Here is a 16,881-nt window from a genome sequence, read left to right as displayed (position 1 = left end):
GTATATTTGTGCCCACATGAACGAAAACTTAAACCCTGATAATACTAATTTTTCAAACGAAGAATTAGACGTAGAAAAAAAATTACGTCCGCTATCATTTGATGATTTTTCAGGACAAGATCAAGCAATTGATAACCTAAAAATATTCGTTGAAGCTGCAAATCAAAGAGACGAAGCTTTAGATCACACCTTATTTCATGGACCTCCAGGATTGGGTAAAACAACACTTGCCCACATATTAGCAAATGAGCTAGGAGTTGGTATAAAAGTAACATCAGGCCCGGTTTTAGATAAACCAGGTGATTTAGCAGGTTTGTTAACGAATCTTGATGAAAGAGATGTGCTATTTATAGATGAAATTCATCGATTAAGTCCTATTGTAGAAGAGTATTTGTATTCAGCAATGGAAGATTATAAGATCGATATAATGATTGAATCTGGGCCAAATGCACGTACTGTTCAAATAAACTTAGAACCTTTTACATTGGTTGGTGCAACCACACGTTCAGGGTTATTAACTGCTCCTATGAGGGCTCGTTTTGGAATTAGTAGTCGTTTACATTATTATTCAACTGAATTATTAACTACAATTATTCAGCGAAGCTCACATATTTTAGGAGTACCAATCTCTATGGAAGCAGCTATTGAAATAGCTGGTAGAAGTAGAGGAACACCTCGTATTGCAAATGCATTATTAAGAAGAGTTAGAGATTTTGCACAAATAAAAGGTAATGGAAGCATTACCATAGAAATAGCTGTTTATGCTTTAAAGGCATTAAATGTAGATGCCCACGGTTTAGACGAAATGGATAATAAAATTTTATCAACTATTATAGATAAATTTAAAGGAGGCCCAGTAGGAATAAGTACAATTGCAACAGCCGTTAGTGAAAATACAGAAACTATTGAAGAGGTATACGAACCTTTCTTAATTCAGCAAGGTTTTATAATGCGTACACCAAGAGGAAGAGAAGTAACAGATTTAGCATATAAACATTTAGGAAGAATAAAGGAACCAACTCAAGGAGGTCTTTTTTAAAATGAAATTATTAAAAAAACTCATACCTATATTAGAATGGTTACCTGGTTATAAAAAATCACAACTGCGTGGTGATATTGTAGCTGGTATAACTGTTGCAACTGTGTTAATTCCACAAGGAATTGCATATGCTTTAATTGCTGGGTTACCCCCAATTTATGGTTTGTATGCAGCTTTAATGCCCCAATTAATGTATGCTATTTTTGGTTCATCACGTCAAGTAGCAATTGGTCCTGTAGCAATGGATTCATTAATTGTAGCAACAGGTGTTTCAACATTGGCGTTAATAGGGTCTGAAAGTTACATTGCAATAGCAATTTTATTAGCATTAATGGTAGGAGGAATTCAACTTTTAATGGGGTTGTTTCGTTTAGGATTTATTGTTAACTTTTTGTCAAGACCTGTGATTATAGGCTTTACATCAGCTGTAGCCTTGATTATAGGCCTAAATCAATTTAGAAATTTATTTGGAGTTGAATTTTTGCAAAGTGATCAAGTACACATTCTCTTAGAAGATATTATTAATAGAATATCATATTTTAATATGAATACAACTATTATTGGAGTTATAGCTTGTATTATAATTATGATTTTTAGAAAAATTAATAAGAAAATACCGAATGCACTAATCGTAGTTGTTTTAGGAATAGTAGTACTTCGCTTTTTTGAAAATTACTTTTTAGATGTTGCAATTGTAAAAGGGATCCCTTCAGGTTTACCTAAGTTTACAATTCCTATTATTGATATTGCTTTGGTAAGGGAATTATTTCCAATTGCAGTAACACTAGTAATGGTTGGATACCTCGAAATTATTTCAATAGGTAAAACACTCGAGGCAAAACAAGATGAATATAGAATAAGACCTAATCAAGAATTAGTAGCTTTAGGTTTAAGTAATATTGTTGGTTCTCTATTTCAATCATATCCATCAACCTCAAGTTTTTCTCGTTCAGCTATAAATGAAGAAGCAGGAGGGAAAACTGGAGTTTCAGCAATGATATCTGTAGTGATAGTAATATTGACATTATTATTTTTAACCCCTTTATTTTACCATTTACCAAAAACAATATTAGCAGCTATAATTATAGTAGCAGTATTCAATTTAATTAATTTTAAAGAAGCTAAAAGACTTTGGAGTGCTAATAATTTAGATTTTTGGTTGTTAATAGCTACATTTTTTTCAACAATAACTTTTGGAATTGAACACGGTATTTTAATAGGTGTAGGTTTATCTTTAATTGTATTAATTTTTAGAACTTCAAGACCTTATGTAATTGAATTAGGAAAAGTTCCAAATTCTGATTTTTATAGGAATAAACATAGATTCAATGAAGTAGTAACAGATAAAGAAGTATTAGTATTTCGTTTTGATGCTCAATTATTTTATGCAAATTCAAATTATTTTCGAGAGAAATTAGAGGAAATGGTTGAAGAAAAAGGTAAAACATTAAAATTAATAGTATTAGATGCTGAAAGTATAAATCGCGTTGATAGTACTGGTATTGAAATGTTAAAAGAACGTATTAAATATTATAATAAAAGAAATATAGCATTCTATTTTGCAGGAGTAAAAGGCCCTGTAAGAGATGCTTTTTTTAGAGGAGGAGTCTTAGAAGTGGTTAGTTTAGATCATTTTTTTATGAGGGCAAATGGAGCAGTAAATTTTTTTAAAACAGGTGATAATCAAAATCAAAAAAAATACGCACAGTATATACACCAAGCGTATGACTAATTAATATTATGAAGATAGAGCAAATTTATACAGGTTGTTTAGCACAAGGTGCTTACTATATTGAAAGTAATGGAGAAGTTGCTATAATAGATCCGTTACGTGAAGTACAATCGTATATAAAGAAGGCAGAAAAAGATAATGGAACGATTAAATATATTTTTGAAACTCACTTTCATGCTGATTTTGTTAGTGGACATGTAACTTTAGCCGAAAAAACAGCAGCAACTATTGTTTACGGACCGACAGCTAAAACAAATTATAAAGCTCATATAGCAACAGATGGTGAGGTTTTTAAAGTAGGGAATATCACAATTACGGCATTGCATACACCTGGGCATACCATGGAGAGTACTTCTTACTTATTAAAAGATGAGAAAGGTAAAGATCATGCAATATTTAGTGGAGATACTTTATTCTTAGGAGATGTTGGTCGCCCTGATTTAGCGCAAAAAAAGACACTTACTGTTGATGATTTAGCAGCTTTATTATACGATAGTTTGCGTACAAAAATTATGACATTAGATGATGATGTTATTGTATATCCAGCACACGGAGCAGGTTCTGCTTGTGGTAAAAATTTAAGTAAAGAAACTGTAGGGACTATTGGTGACCAAAAGAAAACAAATTATGCTTTGCGAGCAGATATGACAAAGGAAGAGTTTGTAAATGAAGTAACTGACGGATTATTACCTCCACCAGCTTATTTTCCTTTAAATGTAAAAATGAACAAAGAAGGATATCAATCTATTGATGAAGTTATAAAAAACGGAGCAATAGCGTTATCAGTTTCTGATTTTGAGAAAGTAGCGAATACAACTGATGCTATAATTATAGATGTACGCCATCAATTTGACTTTATTAAAGGATTTATACCACAATCAATTTTTATTGGTTTAGGAGGTACATTTGCTCCTTGGGTAGGTGCTTTAATAAAAGATGTAACACAACCAATTTTATTGGTAACACCTATTGGTGAAGAAGAAACTACAATTACACGTTTATCACGTGTTGGTTTTGATAATATTTTAGGATATTTAGACGGTAGCTTTGATGGGTGGATAGCATCTGGAAAAGAAATTGATACTTTACGTTCTGTTTCTGCTAATGATTTAGAAGTCGCTATAAATAATAATTCAAAAGTATTCGATGCTCGTAAACCAGGAGAATATGAAAACGAACATATTATTGATGTACCAAATACTCCGTTAGATTTTTTAAACGACCATATTCAAGAATTCCCTAAAGAAGGGAATTTTTATATTCATTGTGCGGGTGGGTATCGCTCGGTAATCGCTTCATCAATTTTAAAAGCAAGAGGTTACCATAATGTAATTGATGTAGCTGGTGGTTATAAAGCAATAAAAGAAACGAATATCTCAAGGACAGCAACTGTTTGTCCGTCAACTTTAAAATAAAAAAGAATGAAAAATAATCTTTTTTTTATAGGATTAGTTTTTACAATTATAATGTCTTGTACGTCAAAAGAAAATGTAGTAAAAGATATAACGATTGATGATTTACAGCTTATTTTAAAAGCAAATAAAAATGTTCAGTTATTAGATGTGCGTACGCCTGAGGAATGTGCAAAAGGAACAATTGAGAATGCCATAGAAATAAATGTAACTGACGATACTTTTAAAAGTATTATATTAGAAAAACTTGATAAAACAAAAACAGTATATGTATACTGTCGATCAGGAGGAAGGTCTAAAATAGCATCTGATATGTTGCTAAAAGAAGGTTTTAACCCTTATAATGTTTTAGGAGGTTATTTAGAATGGAAAGAAAAAAACAAATAAAATGAAACAAGAAATTTATATAGAGAATTTAAAATGTGGTGGTTGTGCGAATACAATTATAAACGGATTAAAATCAATAAATGAGGTAAGCGAAGTAAATGTTAATGTAGAAAAATCATTAGTTACTTTATTTACAAATGAAGCTACTCTACTGATAGTAAAAGAAAAATTATCTAGGCTTGGTTATCCTGAGGTTGGTGATAAAAACACAGTGTTTCATAAAGCAAAGTCGTTTGTTAGTTGTGCAGTAGGTAAAGTAAATAAATCATAAAAAATGAGATAAATAGCTCGTTTTTTATGATTTAAATTATGTAATGTTAATCAATCAATCAATTAAAACTAATTGATTAATTAACTGAACTAAAAATATCCAAACAGTTTTTAGTAATCCTTGGATAAGTTTTTAATTAGAAATGGTATTATTCGTCTAGTTTACATTTCCAGTGATCTAAAACTAACTGATTCATCCCATTAATACTGTGGTCATAAGAATTTATATTATAAATGTCTGTAGGAACTAAATTAAAAGACCATAACATATCTGAATAAAATTTATTAAAATCAACCTTATCAAGTGTGTTAAGATTAACATCACTATTTATGTTAACTTTATAATTATATATAACACTGTCCCTTATTTGGTCTTTAATATACACCTTTTTTAAAGGTGTTAAAAATTCGGAAATTAAGGGGTTTTTTATTTTTGAGAACACGTAAATTGTATTTTTTAAATGATACTCTAATTGATCACTATTTAAAAACAATTCTTTTATATGATGTATACTTAAAGCTAAGTTTTTTTGATATGAAAGTGCCTTTATAGCATGATATACAATTGTTGGATTAGAATCATTTAGGCAATTAATAAAAGTTTGTTGTACTTCTTCATCATTAAAATAGGCAAGCTGCTGAATTACTGTTATTCTATTACCTTTAGTTTGTGATACTTTTTTTATTAGCGAATTTTTTACTTTTTCATGATTCATAAAAAAATGGAAACTACTTTCTTTTAAAAAATCTAGGTATTTTTTAATTTCAGATATTTTTTGTTTTTTCTCTAATTCATTGGCTAAACCATTTTTCACTTCTTGCCCATATAAAGGCATTTTGTTTATTATCTCTATAACATAATTAAACTTATAAATTTTGTTTACGTTTTCCCATAAGGAATTTGCATAATCAATTAATAGTTGTGCTATTTCTAGAGAATCATAAGTATTATTTCTTGCTTTTAAGAGCTCAATAGAAATTGGTTTTTCGGACCTGTTATTAAATTGATCTAGTGATTTGTGAAAACTATTATGAATATTTTTTCGATATTTTTCTGGTGTATCCCAATATATAGAAGATAGAAAAGAAATATAATATGAGCCATCATGATCTGATTCGTGAGTGTCTATGTTTATAACCTCAATATGTTTATTTACTTCTATAGTAGAGGTATATTCAAATTCTTTCTGAGTAATATTTTTAGTTGCTTTTACCTTCTTTAAAAGATTTATATAGTGCTCTTGATATTCCAAATGCTCATCATAACATGGTTCATCTTCATTTACAGGTTCAAAATAAGAGTTATAATTACTTGTATCGTGTTCATCTATATCATCATCTATATTAGACAATGCTTTTAATATAACTTCTAAGCAACCTTCTTTATCGTTATTTGTTGGCAAAATACTTTTAGCTTCCCAAAAAACAGTGTACGGAGAAGCATCAACATCTTTCTTTAGTTTTTTAAGATCAATTTCTTTTTTTAGTTTTACTTCAGGCTCTGTTTTTTTATCTGAGACCTTGTTAAAGTTTAATAATATTTTATTAACAAATGTACTAACGTCTTTATGTAAAACCTCATCAGTATTCCAAAGTGAGCTACACAAAAAAGAAGTAAAATTCCATGAGTAAATAGAAGTGAACTCCCATATTTGTTCATTAATTTTTTCTAATTTAGTTAAATCACTTCCTATTTTTTTACCAATCTTTACACTAAGTTTTCGTCCTTTTCTTATTTCATAGAAAGATTCATAAAAACAAGAATATTTTTCACTAAATTTTTCTAAGAAGTCTTCTATGTTGTTTAAGTTTTTCTTATTAAATTTCATTTTTTAATAATTGATTAGTGTTTTTTAGAAACTAAAAAGTTATTGGAATCTCAAAGTTTATGTTTTTGCCAGCTTCATCACCATCACCTGGTCCAGGATCATTATGGATAACTAATTTACCTTTCTCTATATTTTTTATATCAAATGTTAAGATTGTTGAAAACATCACTGGGCCTTCTTTCATCCAATCTCCTTCAGCACTTAAAATACCTCTTGCTAGTTCATTTCCTTCGTTATCTTTAAGTTGAATCCATCCTAATTCTCCTTCACTAGCAAACCATACACCTTCTGAATTAACCCTAATTTTTTTAGGAGAAATTATTTTTTCATTAGGCTTAATATTTAATGTTGGAAAAAGTTGCGTTTTATTAGTATATCTTGTTGCTACTTTTTTAAACTCGTCTTTTTTTTGTTTCGAATTATCATTTTTACACGCTCCAAATATGATTGTAATAATAAATAGTGTAAAAGATAATTTTAAATTTATTTTTTTCATGTTTAGATAATTAATTATAGTGGTATGAGTTTGCGAATTTATATTATTTTTAATCAAAAAGGTAAAAATTGTAACTTTTGTAACGCTCTGAAATAGCGTTACAAAACTAATACTCTAAAGTAGTTATTAGATTTTGATGTTTTTTAAATCTATGATGAGAGTTCGTAGTTATATGATATCTCTTTTTAGGTTTTATAAGCATGTGATTAGCTCTTAAAATATCAGATAACTGATCTCTACTTACTGATAATCGCGATAAAGGTAATCTTCTTTATCATATAATTTTCTAGTTCCCAACTTAGGCATTATCATACGAATGGTTCTAACTAACTTTATTAGTTAGTTTTTTACTTATAAATATTAGTTTGTTTAGCGCTATAATAAACCTGTTTATTAATCCCGAGTAATTCACATGTAAAATACTATTTTTTATTGCTTTTCTTGACGAAATTTTTCGACAACTCGGGTACAGACTTTTTTTTAATAGGAATATTAAATTCCTCTTCTACAATATTAATCATTATATCAAACAGAATCGCTTTTTATCAGCTAAATGTTCTGCTCTAGGTTTTTGTTTTTCTAATAATCTAACTTGCTGTTCTAATCCTAAAATACGTTGCTTTAGAATTTTGGATATAGGTTGATTTATTGTAAAGTTATAATCAAATTCACCATATTTTTTTAACCAAGTTCAAATCGTGGATTTTGCTTGAATACCATAATTTGTCCAAAGCTTGATTTCGGGTTAATAGACCTTGCTCAACCTCTTGTATCACATGAAGTTAAAAAGAGATGCTATAATCTTTTTACGTACGTTTTACATAATTATTTTTCATTACACTTATGTTTAGTGTAATGCTATTTCAGGATGAGACAAAATAAGGCATAAAAAGACCGAGCAAATAGCTCGGTCTTTTTAATAATTAATTTTTTTTGTGCTAGTTTATGAGCGATTTATCTATAAGGAGGGCCAGAAACCCAGCCAACAATTGACTGACGAGTACCTTTGGTAATTGGAGTAACTCTATGAATAATGAATGACGGAAAAATTACTATCGTACCTTTTTCTCGTGGAGCATTCACGACTTTCTGATTAATCATAAATTGTAAATCACCACCCTCATAATCATCAGAGTCTGATAATTGAATAGATATACTTAATTTACGAGCCGAAATTTCTCCAGCACCGAAATCTAAATGCCAATCAAAGAAATCTCCTTCAGAATACCTTGTAAGTTGTAGTTCTTGATGAAAGCCTAATAAATCAAACCAATATCTTTCATTATTACAATTTACAGCAAGACCAGCTAGTTTACTGTAAATCCAGTCGTTCTTTTGAGTGTTTTCAATAAACATAACAGCACTTTTTCTTAGTTCATCGTTATACTTATCTTTCCCATTAACTGTTGCTTTTATTGTTTTATTATCGTCCCAAAAATTGAGTATTTTATCTATTTCATGAGGAAGAATTAATCCTTGATAATATACATATTCGGCGAAATTATGCTTGAGTGGAAGACCAAAAGAATAGTTTATAGACATAATATTTTATTTCTTATAAAATTTAGGGTAGATACTTGCTGTAAATTAAATATTACAGTAGTTAGCTAAGTTATTTCTTTTTACGAAGAAAGTCAATATGGATTAGCTAGGTCTTAATAGAAAAAAAGGAGTAGGTATATAATAGAATTCTTATTAGGAATGAATAATTTTCATTCCTAATAAGAACTTGATATTAATTTACACTTTTTAGTTTACAAGGTTAGATATGATGTTCAATTTGATTGGTTTAACTATGTCATCAACAGCATTGTGTCCAAAAAAACTAGTATGGAATAATGCTGTAGTTTTGTATTCTCCCATGGGTAAATTTTCTTTGACTAAAATATTAACGTTTGCACTTTCTCCAGGAGCTAAACCACCAGCAACCAAAACTCTGTCAGCCTTTATAATATTTCCAGTAATATCAGGAACTTTATTTTCATATGTAGTTGCCGATTTAAACTCAATTTTATGATTACCCACATTCTTCCATTTTGTAATACCATTAAAATATTTTGAAGAACCAAGTGCTGTTATGTTTGGTGTTGTAATATCAGTATTTTCAAGTTGTACAGGGTTTTTAACATCCACAAAAATATTTACCCATTTCATTCTATTACTAGAGTTATCTCTTAATACTATGGTAAAACTTTTTGGATATGAAAAATCAAAATTAGTATCTACAGTTGGATATGGCGTATCTATATCTATAACAGGAATAGAAGAGTTTTGTGTAAAAAAAACTTCCTCGGCATCAAATATAGCTGTTGGTGTTAAGTTTGAAAAATTTGTTCCTTCAGGTACGAATAAATAAATATCACGCCTGTTTCCATTTTCAAATCTATGTTCGATAATAACATCTTCAGTTAATTGAGCGTTTTTTGTAACCTCAAATTTAAAATCACTAATGGTTAAAGTAGAAAGTATTGGGGCTGTTTCTTTTTTAATATTTACAACATAATGTAATAACTCTTCTGATTCATCAAAAACGTTTACAATCTTATATATATGGGTTCGCGTTTCAAAATTAAGCATAGTATTATTACCAGGGAAAATATTGAATTTACTTAAGTTTAATTCGTTTGATGTAATAGAAGAAGCAATTCCATTCAAAGAAACAGTATAAGGGATTACGATATTAATTTCTCCAAATTTTGTTTCTTTATTATTTACAATAGTAGGGGCTATAATTTCAATAGAAATAGGAGTAATTCCAAATAAAGGAAAATCTGATATTTTAACATCTTCAAGATTAATTATTTCTGGAGTGTCTTCAAGGTCATTGTTATTACTACTACAACAATTAAGTATTAAAGTAAATAAGGATAAGACTAAAATTGTTGTTACTTTTAAATTTTTCATGTTTTTTTATTTAATTTTAATGATGTTAGTACGTTTTGAGAACCTATATCATTAGGTTGCTAAGTTATATTTTTTCAATAAAAAACCTGAGCGATAGCTCAGGTTTTTAAAGGTGTTTTTTAAAATTTTAAAGTAATTCCTGCTAGGAAATTAATGGTAGCTTGCGGGTAATACCCTTGGGCTTCTTGCGTAGTTCCTGGTGTAGACCAATCATCTAAATAAATATAACCTCGATCTACATATTCTTTATTAAAAACATTATTTACCAACCCTGTAAATACAATAGATTTAAATATTGATTTCGTTTTTAATTCATACATTATATTAAAATCACTAGTAAAGTAGCTATCTAATTTTGAAGTTTTAGTATCTGTATTACTTAAATATTGTTCACCTACAAACTTTGTTAAAAATGCAATTTGAAAATTTTCTGATGGATGGTATACAAATGTGTTACCACTTACAATATTTGGTGAATTAGCAATAGTTGTATTTCCTAACTCTTGCAAAGCATTGTCTCTATTAGTAAAGAAATCAATATTTTTATTTTGACTAACTGCAATGTTCTGGCGTACAGAAAAACTTTTTGTTAAGCTGATGTCAGCATCAATCTCTAAACCTAATCGATAACTACGACCGCTTGAAGCTCTTAGTGGCTCACCTGTATTTGAATCAATAGCTCCAGTTAAAATTAATTGATTCTTATAATTCATATAATACACGTTCGTACTTAGTTTTACAGTTTTATTTTTTAAACGCCAACCGAACTCATAATCATCTAAACTTTCATGTTTAGAATTCCCTCCTTCAAAATCGTTTCTGTTAGGTTCTCTGTTAGCTTTAGCATAAGAAGCATATAAACTATGTTCTTTATTTACGTTATATGTTAATCCAACTTTAGGATTAAAGAAGCGATACTTTTTGTTTATATTAATTGGATCTCTATCAGATGTTAATCCTACAGTTTTGTATTTTACAATTCTACCTTGTAAATCAATATAAGCTTTTAAATTCTCAGAAACATTAAATGTTGTCTTAGAAAAGGCACTCCAGTCATATTTATTAGAAGTGCTGTCATAATAATGGTCACGGATACTAACATTTGGAGCTAAGTCGCTTCCCCAAATTATTTCTCCGTAATGATCATTGTCATATTTACTAAAAGAAAAACCAGAGATAACTTCTAACCTATCATTTTTATATGTTGTATTTCCGTTAATAACGTAGAAGTGGTTGTCTAACCACCTTCTAACAATAACATCACTATCATCAACAATTAAATTATTGTAATCAATAGCATCTTCCCCTTCTTTAAACTGTTCATAATATCCTTTACCACGTGTGTAATTTAGTCCAATATTAGTGGACCAATTGTCGTTTAATTTCTCATTCCAATGTAATTGATAATGATCTTGTTGGTAGTTATCAGTTTCGTTATCATAGGTATAAGGGTTTTGACGACGATCTTCTTTTAATTCTGTAGCTGATAACCCATACCAAGCCTGGTCAGTTTTTTCTTTTCCTCCAAAAACAAGGGCTTTTATTAATGTATTATCATCAGTATAACTCCCTTGTAAAAAATATGATTTTAAATCAGATGAAGATCTATCAATATAACCATCAGAATAAATATTAGATAAACGTCCAGCAAATTCAAAATGTTTATTCACTTTACCAGTTGTAAACTTTACAGTGTGTTTTCTAGTTCCGTAAGAACCAAAAGAATTAGAAATTTCTCCACCAGCTTTTTCGGCAACAGCATCAGTAAGAATATTTAAACTTGCACCAAATGCGCCAGAACCATTAGTAGATGTACCTACACCACGCTGTAACTGTAAACTTTGAGTTGATGAGGCAAAATCTCCCATATTTACCCAAAAAGTTCCTTGACTTTCAGCATCATTATAAGGAATACCATTTACGGTTACATTAACACGAGAAGCATCAGAACCACGAACACGAATATAAGTGTATCCAACTCCAGCACCAGCATCAGATGAAGAAATAACATTTGGTAAGTAGTTTAATAAAATAGGAATATCTTGTCCTAAATTACGTTTAGCTATTTCTTTTTTTGTTAGGTTTGAATGTGTTACAGGAGCATCAGCTTTTACCCGAACAGCAGAAACTAATACTTCATCTAATACATTTTCATTTGATGTTAATTGAAAAGTTATAGATTGATTGTTTTTTATTGCTACAGTTTGAATTAAAGTTTTAAATCCAACATAAGAAATAGCAATACGATGTGTTCCTTTTGCTAGTTTTATTTTAAAGTTTCCTTCAAAATCAGAAGAAGTTCCTTTTTTAAGTTCTTTAATAACAATTGTGGCACCAACAAGAGGTTTTTGACTGCTATTAACTACTTTACCAGATAAGATAAGGTTTTGCGCATTTACTGTTATAGCAGTAAATAATACGAATAGAAAAGCTATTGTTTTCATTTGTTTATTAAAAGACATAGGTCTCATTTTTTATAAAATAAAATTGAATAAAAAGAGGTAATTATTCTTTTGTTATTGTTAAATAATTAGTTGCTTGCGATTATAGTGAAACAATCTTATAGATAAAGATTATTTTACTTTGTTCACAATTACTTGTTTTACAAAATGGCGATTATCGCCTCCCTAAACAGCATTACCTGTTCTAGGTTCATTGGGTATGATCTCAGCCGATATAGGCACCCCTTTATGAGAACGCTGCAAATGTAAAACAGATTTTGTGAATAGCATATAAAGAATTGATTATTTTTAATAGCCTTAATTCATCTTTTTTAAAAATGGATTTTTTAATTCAAAAAAGCAAAAGATTTAGAAAATGAAAACTACTCTAGAGACGGTTTTTTTCGAAGTAACTTTTTTGATGCTTGGCGTTTTTTGTTTTCTACTTTCTTTCGAATAGAACTTCTACTTGGTTTTGTAGCTCTTCTAATTTTTTGTCTTTTTAAACCTTGTGTTATGATTTCTAAAAAACGTTTTATAGCAAGTTCTTTATTTCTATGCTGAGAGCGAGTTTCGTCTGAAAATAGAATTAAAATATTTTCTTTTGTAAGTCGATTGGTAAGTTTTTTTAAGAGTATTTCTTTTTGATTTTTCGATAATTCTTTTGAGTTTTCTAAATCAAAAGTTAATTCAATTTTTGAAGACACTTTGTTTACATGTTGCCCACCAGCACCAGAACTTCTAATGGCTTTAAATTTTAATTCTTTTATAAGCTCATGAGTATTCATATTATATAGGATAATCGTTTGTGTCGATATTTTGATGCATAAAATGCATATCTAAATCTGTTAATGTATCAGAGAAAGAATATAAGTTTTCTTTTTTAGAAAGTAAATCATCAATAATTTCAACTGCTTTTTTAAGGCGCGTTTCTTTATCTCCTTTAAGTAAAATATAAGGGCGGTTGTATTTTTTTAAAGTGTTTTCAAAAGCTGTAAACATTTCTAAACGTTCACCGGGTTTATCACGTAAATCATCAGCTTCCCAAGGAGTATCAATATAAGTTAAGAAATAAATATCGTATGAATTCTCGATTGCAGCTTTATTAAGTTTAGGATCTACAAAGCCACCATAATATTCTTCTGAGTATACTTTTGTTTCTAATAGATCAGTATCACAAACTAAAACTTTATCAGCTTTTTTTGCTAAATCATTTTCTAGTTTTATTTGACCTTCTGCAATAGGAATAATGTCTTGTTGTTCACAAATTTTACGTTCATTATTCCATTTATCTTGTAAATATTCACGAGCAAATTCAGGTGCCCAAACAGTATTGTAATGACGTGCTAATTGACCAGAAAGCGTTGTCTTACCCGTGCTTTCAGGTCCGAATAGAACAACTTTTATTAAGTTAATTGGTTTTTGTCTAAGTTTTTCTTCCATGCTAAATAACCGCTAACGGCAATAAATGTAAATATTAAATATTGAAAACTAGTAAAAGTAAACCCTTTATATAAATATAGTGGAACAGAGATAATATCGCCAATAATCCAATAAATCCAATTTTCAATTTTGCGCTTTGCCATTAGCCACATTCCTACAAAAAAGATTGCTGTAGTAACAGTATCAATATAAGCAGTCCAGTTATTCCATTTATCAAAATAGGTATAAACTGAGTACACGAAAACTAGCGTAGCAAAAAAAATAAAAACACTCGTTTTCTTTTCTTTTAATGTTGTTCTAGAGATAGGAGTCGCGTGAGTTTCATCAATAGTGCGAGTCCAAATATACCAACCATAAACACTCATAATAAAATAATAACCATTAATCATCATATCACCTAATAGTTGCCATTTAAACAACAGGTATACAAAAATAATAGTGCTAATCATGCCAGTAGGAAATACCCAAATTTTATTCTTTTTTGAATACCAAACCGATAAAAAACCAAAAATTATAGCTACAATTTCTAAAGAAATATCTAAAGTAGAATAGGTAGCGTATTGACTAAAAAGTAAATCAAAAACTTGGCTCATAATTGCTTCGATCAGATTTTACAATTTTCATAAATAATATTCCGCTATCAATTAATTCGAAAGTATTTTTTAATTCATTTGTTACCAATTTCATTACGGTATCGTAATCTCCATACACTTGAGTACTTAACGGATTTTCAAGTACTGTTAAACCAGAAGCTCTCAATTTTTTTATAAAGTTAATAATCGGTGCTTCAAATTCGTTTTGAAGTGGTGTTAACGTAAGTTCTACTGATATTTTCATATTAAAAGATATTAATAAAGCAAAGGTAACGTAGTAAATTATAACGTGAAATTTTAAGTAGATAAATTTCTAACAAGCATATACACAAGTAAAACCTTCAGTTTCTAAAAAGTGAATTTTATATTCATCGGTAACACCTTCATATAAAATTTTACCAGTAGTTTCGTTGGTTTCAAAAGAAAAATCTTCAATATAAATATTGTTTAAAAACAATAGTTTTTTCTTTCCGTAAATTTTATATAAACTTTCTTTAGCTCCCCAAACAATGGTTAATTTACTAACTAAAGCATCATGATTTGCTATTGATTTATAAGCTTCAATAGGTGTAAACTTATGTGCTATTTTTAAAATTTTATCACGTTGTTTTTCAATGTCTATTCCTACTGGAGTATCATCAGAAATAATAATACCAGAAAAGGTAAAAGAGTGCGTTATTGAAATAAATTTCCCATCCTTTAAATGCGGTTTCCCAAACTCATCATATACCAAGTCAGCATCAGTATAACCAACTTCGTTTAATAGATGGCGAACGCTTAAAAAACCTCTTCTATGTAAATCAGATTTCATACCGTTAAGTCGGTCACTACTTCTTTGGGTAAGTGTGATACCATCAGATAAATTCTCAAAAGATTCTTCAATCTTCCAAATCAATACTTTAGTAGTTTCGTTTACAGTTAATGTTTTGTGAACAGGCATATTTTAGAAAGTTATTTCGTAATTTTGCGACATAAAATTTAAGACACATAAATATACATAAATATGAGCACAAAAACCGCTACATACGTACCTTTTAAGGTTAAAGATATTTCTTTAGCTGATTGGGGAAGAAAAGAAATTGAATTGGCAGAAGCTGAAATGCCAGGATTAATGAGTTTACGTGAAGAATACAAGAACGAACAACCATTAAAAGGATCAAGAATTGCAGGATGTTTACACATGACGATTCAAACTGCGGTTTTAATTGAAACATTACAAGCTTTAGGAGCTGAGGTAACTTGGAGTTCATGTAATATTTTTTCTACACAAGATCAAGCTGCCGCTGCAATTGCTGCTGCTGGAACAGCTGTGTATGCTTGGAAAGATATGACTGAAGAAGAGTTTGACTGGTGTATCGAACAAACTTTATTCTTTGGAGAAGACAAAAAGCCATTAAATTTAATTTTAGATGATGGTGGAGATCTAACAAATATGGTTTTAGATCGTTACCCAGAATTAGCTGCTGGAATTAATGGTTTATCAGAAGAAACTACAACAGGAGTTCACCGTTTATACGATAGAGTAAAGGCAGGTACATTACCAATGCCAGCGATTAACGTAAACGATTCTGTAACAAAATCTAAATTTGATAACAAATATGGTTGTAAAGAATCTGCAGTAGATGCAATTCGTAGAGCAACTGATATTATGTTAGCTGGTAAACGTGTTACAGTATGTGGTTACGGTGATGTAGGTAAAGGTACAGCAGCTTCTTTTAAAGGAGCAGGATCTATCGTTACAGTTACAGAAATTGACCCTATTTGTGCATTACAAGCTGCAATGGACGGTTTTGAGGTTAAAAAATTAGAAACTGTTGTTGGTAATTCTGATATTATTATTACAACTACAGGAAACAAAGATATTATTCAAGGACGTCATTTCGAAGCAATGAAAGACAAAGTTATTGTATGTAACATTGGACATTTCGATAATGAAATTGACATGGCTTGGTTAAACGAAAAGCATGGTGCTACAAAAGATACTATTAAACCACAGGTTGATAAATATAATATCGCAGGAAATGATATTATTATTTTAGCAGAAGGACGTTTAGTAAACTTAGGTTGTGCAACAGGTCACCCAAGTTTTGTAATGAGTAACTCATTTACAAACCAAACTTTAGCTCAAATAGAATTATGGACTAACCGTGATGCTTATGAAAATGAAGTATACATGTTACCTAAGCATTTAGATGAAAAAGTAGCAAAACTACACTTAGCTAAAATAGGAGTTGAGCTTACTGAATTACGTGAAGATCAAGCATCATATATTGGTGTAACTGTTGATGGTCCTTATAAACCAGAACACTACAGATACTAAGATTTGTAATTTTAG

16 protein-coding genes are annotated in these 16,881 nt (G+C 29.6%); 6 read left to right on the top strand and 10 right to left on the bottom strand.

Annotated elements, in window-relative coordinates; translation table 11 throughout:
• Positions 1–16: 16 nt before the first annotated feature.
• The 5 genes from ruvB to H518_RS0100670 are packed head-to-tail and all read left to right on the top strand — an operon-like array spanning position 17 to position 4,841.
• Positions 17–1,039 (top strand): Holliday junction branch migration DNA helicase RuvB, encoded by a 1,023-nt coding sequence (ruvB, locus tag H518_RS0100690; protein ID WP_028887286.1) that lies wholly within the window; start codon positions 17–19, stop codon positions 1,037–1,039.
• A 1-nt stretch (position 1,040) separates the two neighbouring features.
• Positions 1,041–2,771 (top strand): SulP family inorganic anion transporter, encoded by a 1,731-nt coding sequence (locus H518_RS0100685; protein WP_028887285.1) that lies wholly within the window; start codon positions 1,041–1,043, stop codon positions 2,769–2,771.
• A gap of 8 nt (positions 2,772–2,779) precedes the next feature.
• On the top strand, positions 2,780–4,186 hold the full coding sequence (locus tag H518_RS0100680) for an MBL fold metallo-hydrolase (protein ID WP_028887284.1): 1,407 nt from the start codon (positions 2,780–2,782) through the stop codon (positions 4,184–4,186).
• A 6-nt stretch (positions 4,187–4,192) separates the two neighbouring features.
• Entirely contained in the window at positions 4,193–4,570 is a 378-nt protein-coding gene (locus H518_RS0100675) for a rhodanese-like domain-containing protein (protein WP_028887283.1), read from the top strand.
• Position 4,571: 1 nt separating this feature from the next.
• On the top strand, positions 4,572–4,841 hold the full coding sequence (locus H518_RS0100670; RefSeq protein WP_028887282.1) for a heavy-metal-associated domain-containing protein: 270 nt from the start codon (positions 4,572–4,574) through the stop codon (positions 4,839–4,841).
• 148 nt (positions 4,842–4,989) lie between these two features.
• Here H518_RS0100670 and H518_RS0100665 read toward each other — a convergent pair whose 3' ends face one another.
• The 10 genes from H518_RS0100665 to H518_RS0100620 form a co-directional block, all read right to left on the bottom strand.
• On the bottom strand, positions 4,990–6,669 hold the full coding sequence (locus H518_RS0100665; protein ID WP_028887281.1) for a HEAT repeat domain-containing protein: 1,680 nt from the start codon (positions 6,667–6,669) through the stop codon (positions 4,990–4,992).
• Positions 6,670–6,700: 31 nt separating this feature from the next.
• Positions 6,701–7,165, bottom strand: a complete 465-nt coding sequence (locus tag H518_RS0100660; protein ID WP_028887280.1) for a hypothetical protein — start codon at positions 7,163–7,165, stop codon at positions 6,701–6,703.
• A gap of 954 nt (positions 7,166–8,119) precedes the next feature.
• Positions 8,120–8,707: a 2OG-Fe(II) oxygenase gene (locus tag H518_RS0100655; protein WP_028887279.1), complete on the bottom strand. Its 588-nt coding sequence runs from the start codon at positions 8,705–8,707 to the stop codon at positions 8,120–8,122.
• 207 nt (positions 8,708–8,914) lie between these two features.
• Positions 8,915–10,069: a hypothetical protein gene (locus tag H518_RS0100650; protein ID WP_028887278.1), complete on the bottom strand. Its 1,155-nt coding sequence runs from the start codon at positions 10,067–10,069 to the stop codon at positions 8,915–8,917.
• 119 nt (positions 10,070–10,188) lie between these two features.
• Positions 10,189–12,513: a TonB-dependent receptor gene (locus H518_RS0100645; RefSeq protein WP_028887277.1), complete on the bottom strand. Its 2,325-nt coding sequence runs from the start codon at positions 12,511–12,513 to the stop codon at positions 10,189–10,191.
• Positions 12,514–12,893: 380 nt separating this feature from the next.
• Complete coding sequence (arfB, locus tag H518_RS0100640; RefSeq protein WP_028887276.1) at positions 12,894–13,298, bottom strand: alternative ribosome rescue aminoacyl-tRNA hydrolase ArfB; 405 nt, start codon at positions 13,296–13,298, stop codon at positions 12,894–12,896.
• Position 13,299: 1 nt separating this feature from the next.
• A complete protein-coding gene (locus tag H518_RS0100635; protein WP_028887275.1) occupies positions 13,300–13,953 on the bottom strand; it encodes an AAA family ATPase in 654 nt (217 codons plus the stop codon).
• Positions 13,917–14,546 carry a nicotinamide riboside transporter PnuC gene (gene pnuC, locus H518_RS0100630; protein WP_028887274.1) on the bottom strand — a complete coding sequence of 210 codons (630 nt, stop codon included), beginning with the start codon at positions 14,544–14,546 and terminating at the stop codon, positions 13,917–13,919. Before pnuC ends, H518_RS0100635 begins: the two co-directional genes overlap by 37 nt.
• Positions 14,530–14,790 carry a thiamine-binding protein gene (locus tag H518_RS0100625; RefSeq protein ID WP_028887273.1) on the bottom strand — a complete coding sequence of 87 codons (261 nt, stop codon included), beginning with the start codon at positions 14,788–14,790 and terminating at the stop codon, positions 14,530–14,532. The genes pnuC and H518_RS0100625 overlap by 17 nt, the downstream gene beginning before the upstream one ends.
• A 69-nt stretch (positions 14,791–14,859) precedes the next feature.
• On the bottom strand, positions 14,860–15,486 hold the full coding sequence (locus tag H518_RS0100620; RefSeq protein WP_028887272.1) for a 4'-phosphopantetheinyl transferase family protein: 627 nt from the start codon (positions 15,484–15,486) through the stop codon (positions 14,860–14,862).
• 63 nt (positions 15,487–15,549) lie between these two features.
• On the opposite strand from H518_RS0100620, the gene ahcY reads away from it, so the two are divergent.
• Positions 15,550–16,866: an adenosylhomocysteinase gene (gene ahcY, locus H518_RS0100615; protein WP_028887271.1), complete on the top strand. Its 1,317-nt coding sequence runs from the start codon at positions 15,550–15,552 to the stop codon at positions 16,864–16,866.
• Positions 16,867–16,881 lie beyond the last annotated feature (15 nt).

The organism is Tenacibaculum ovolyticum DSM 18103 (assembly GCF_000430545.1).
GTDB classification, from domain to species: Bacteria; Bacteroidota; Bacteroidia; order Flavobacteriales; family Flavobacteriaceae; genus Polaribacter; species Polaribacter ovolyticus.
The sequence above is the reverse complement of the archived record's forward strand: the minus strand, read 5'-3'. Positions and strand labels throughout refer to the sequence as shown.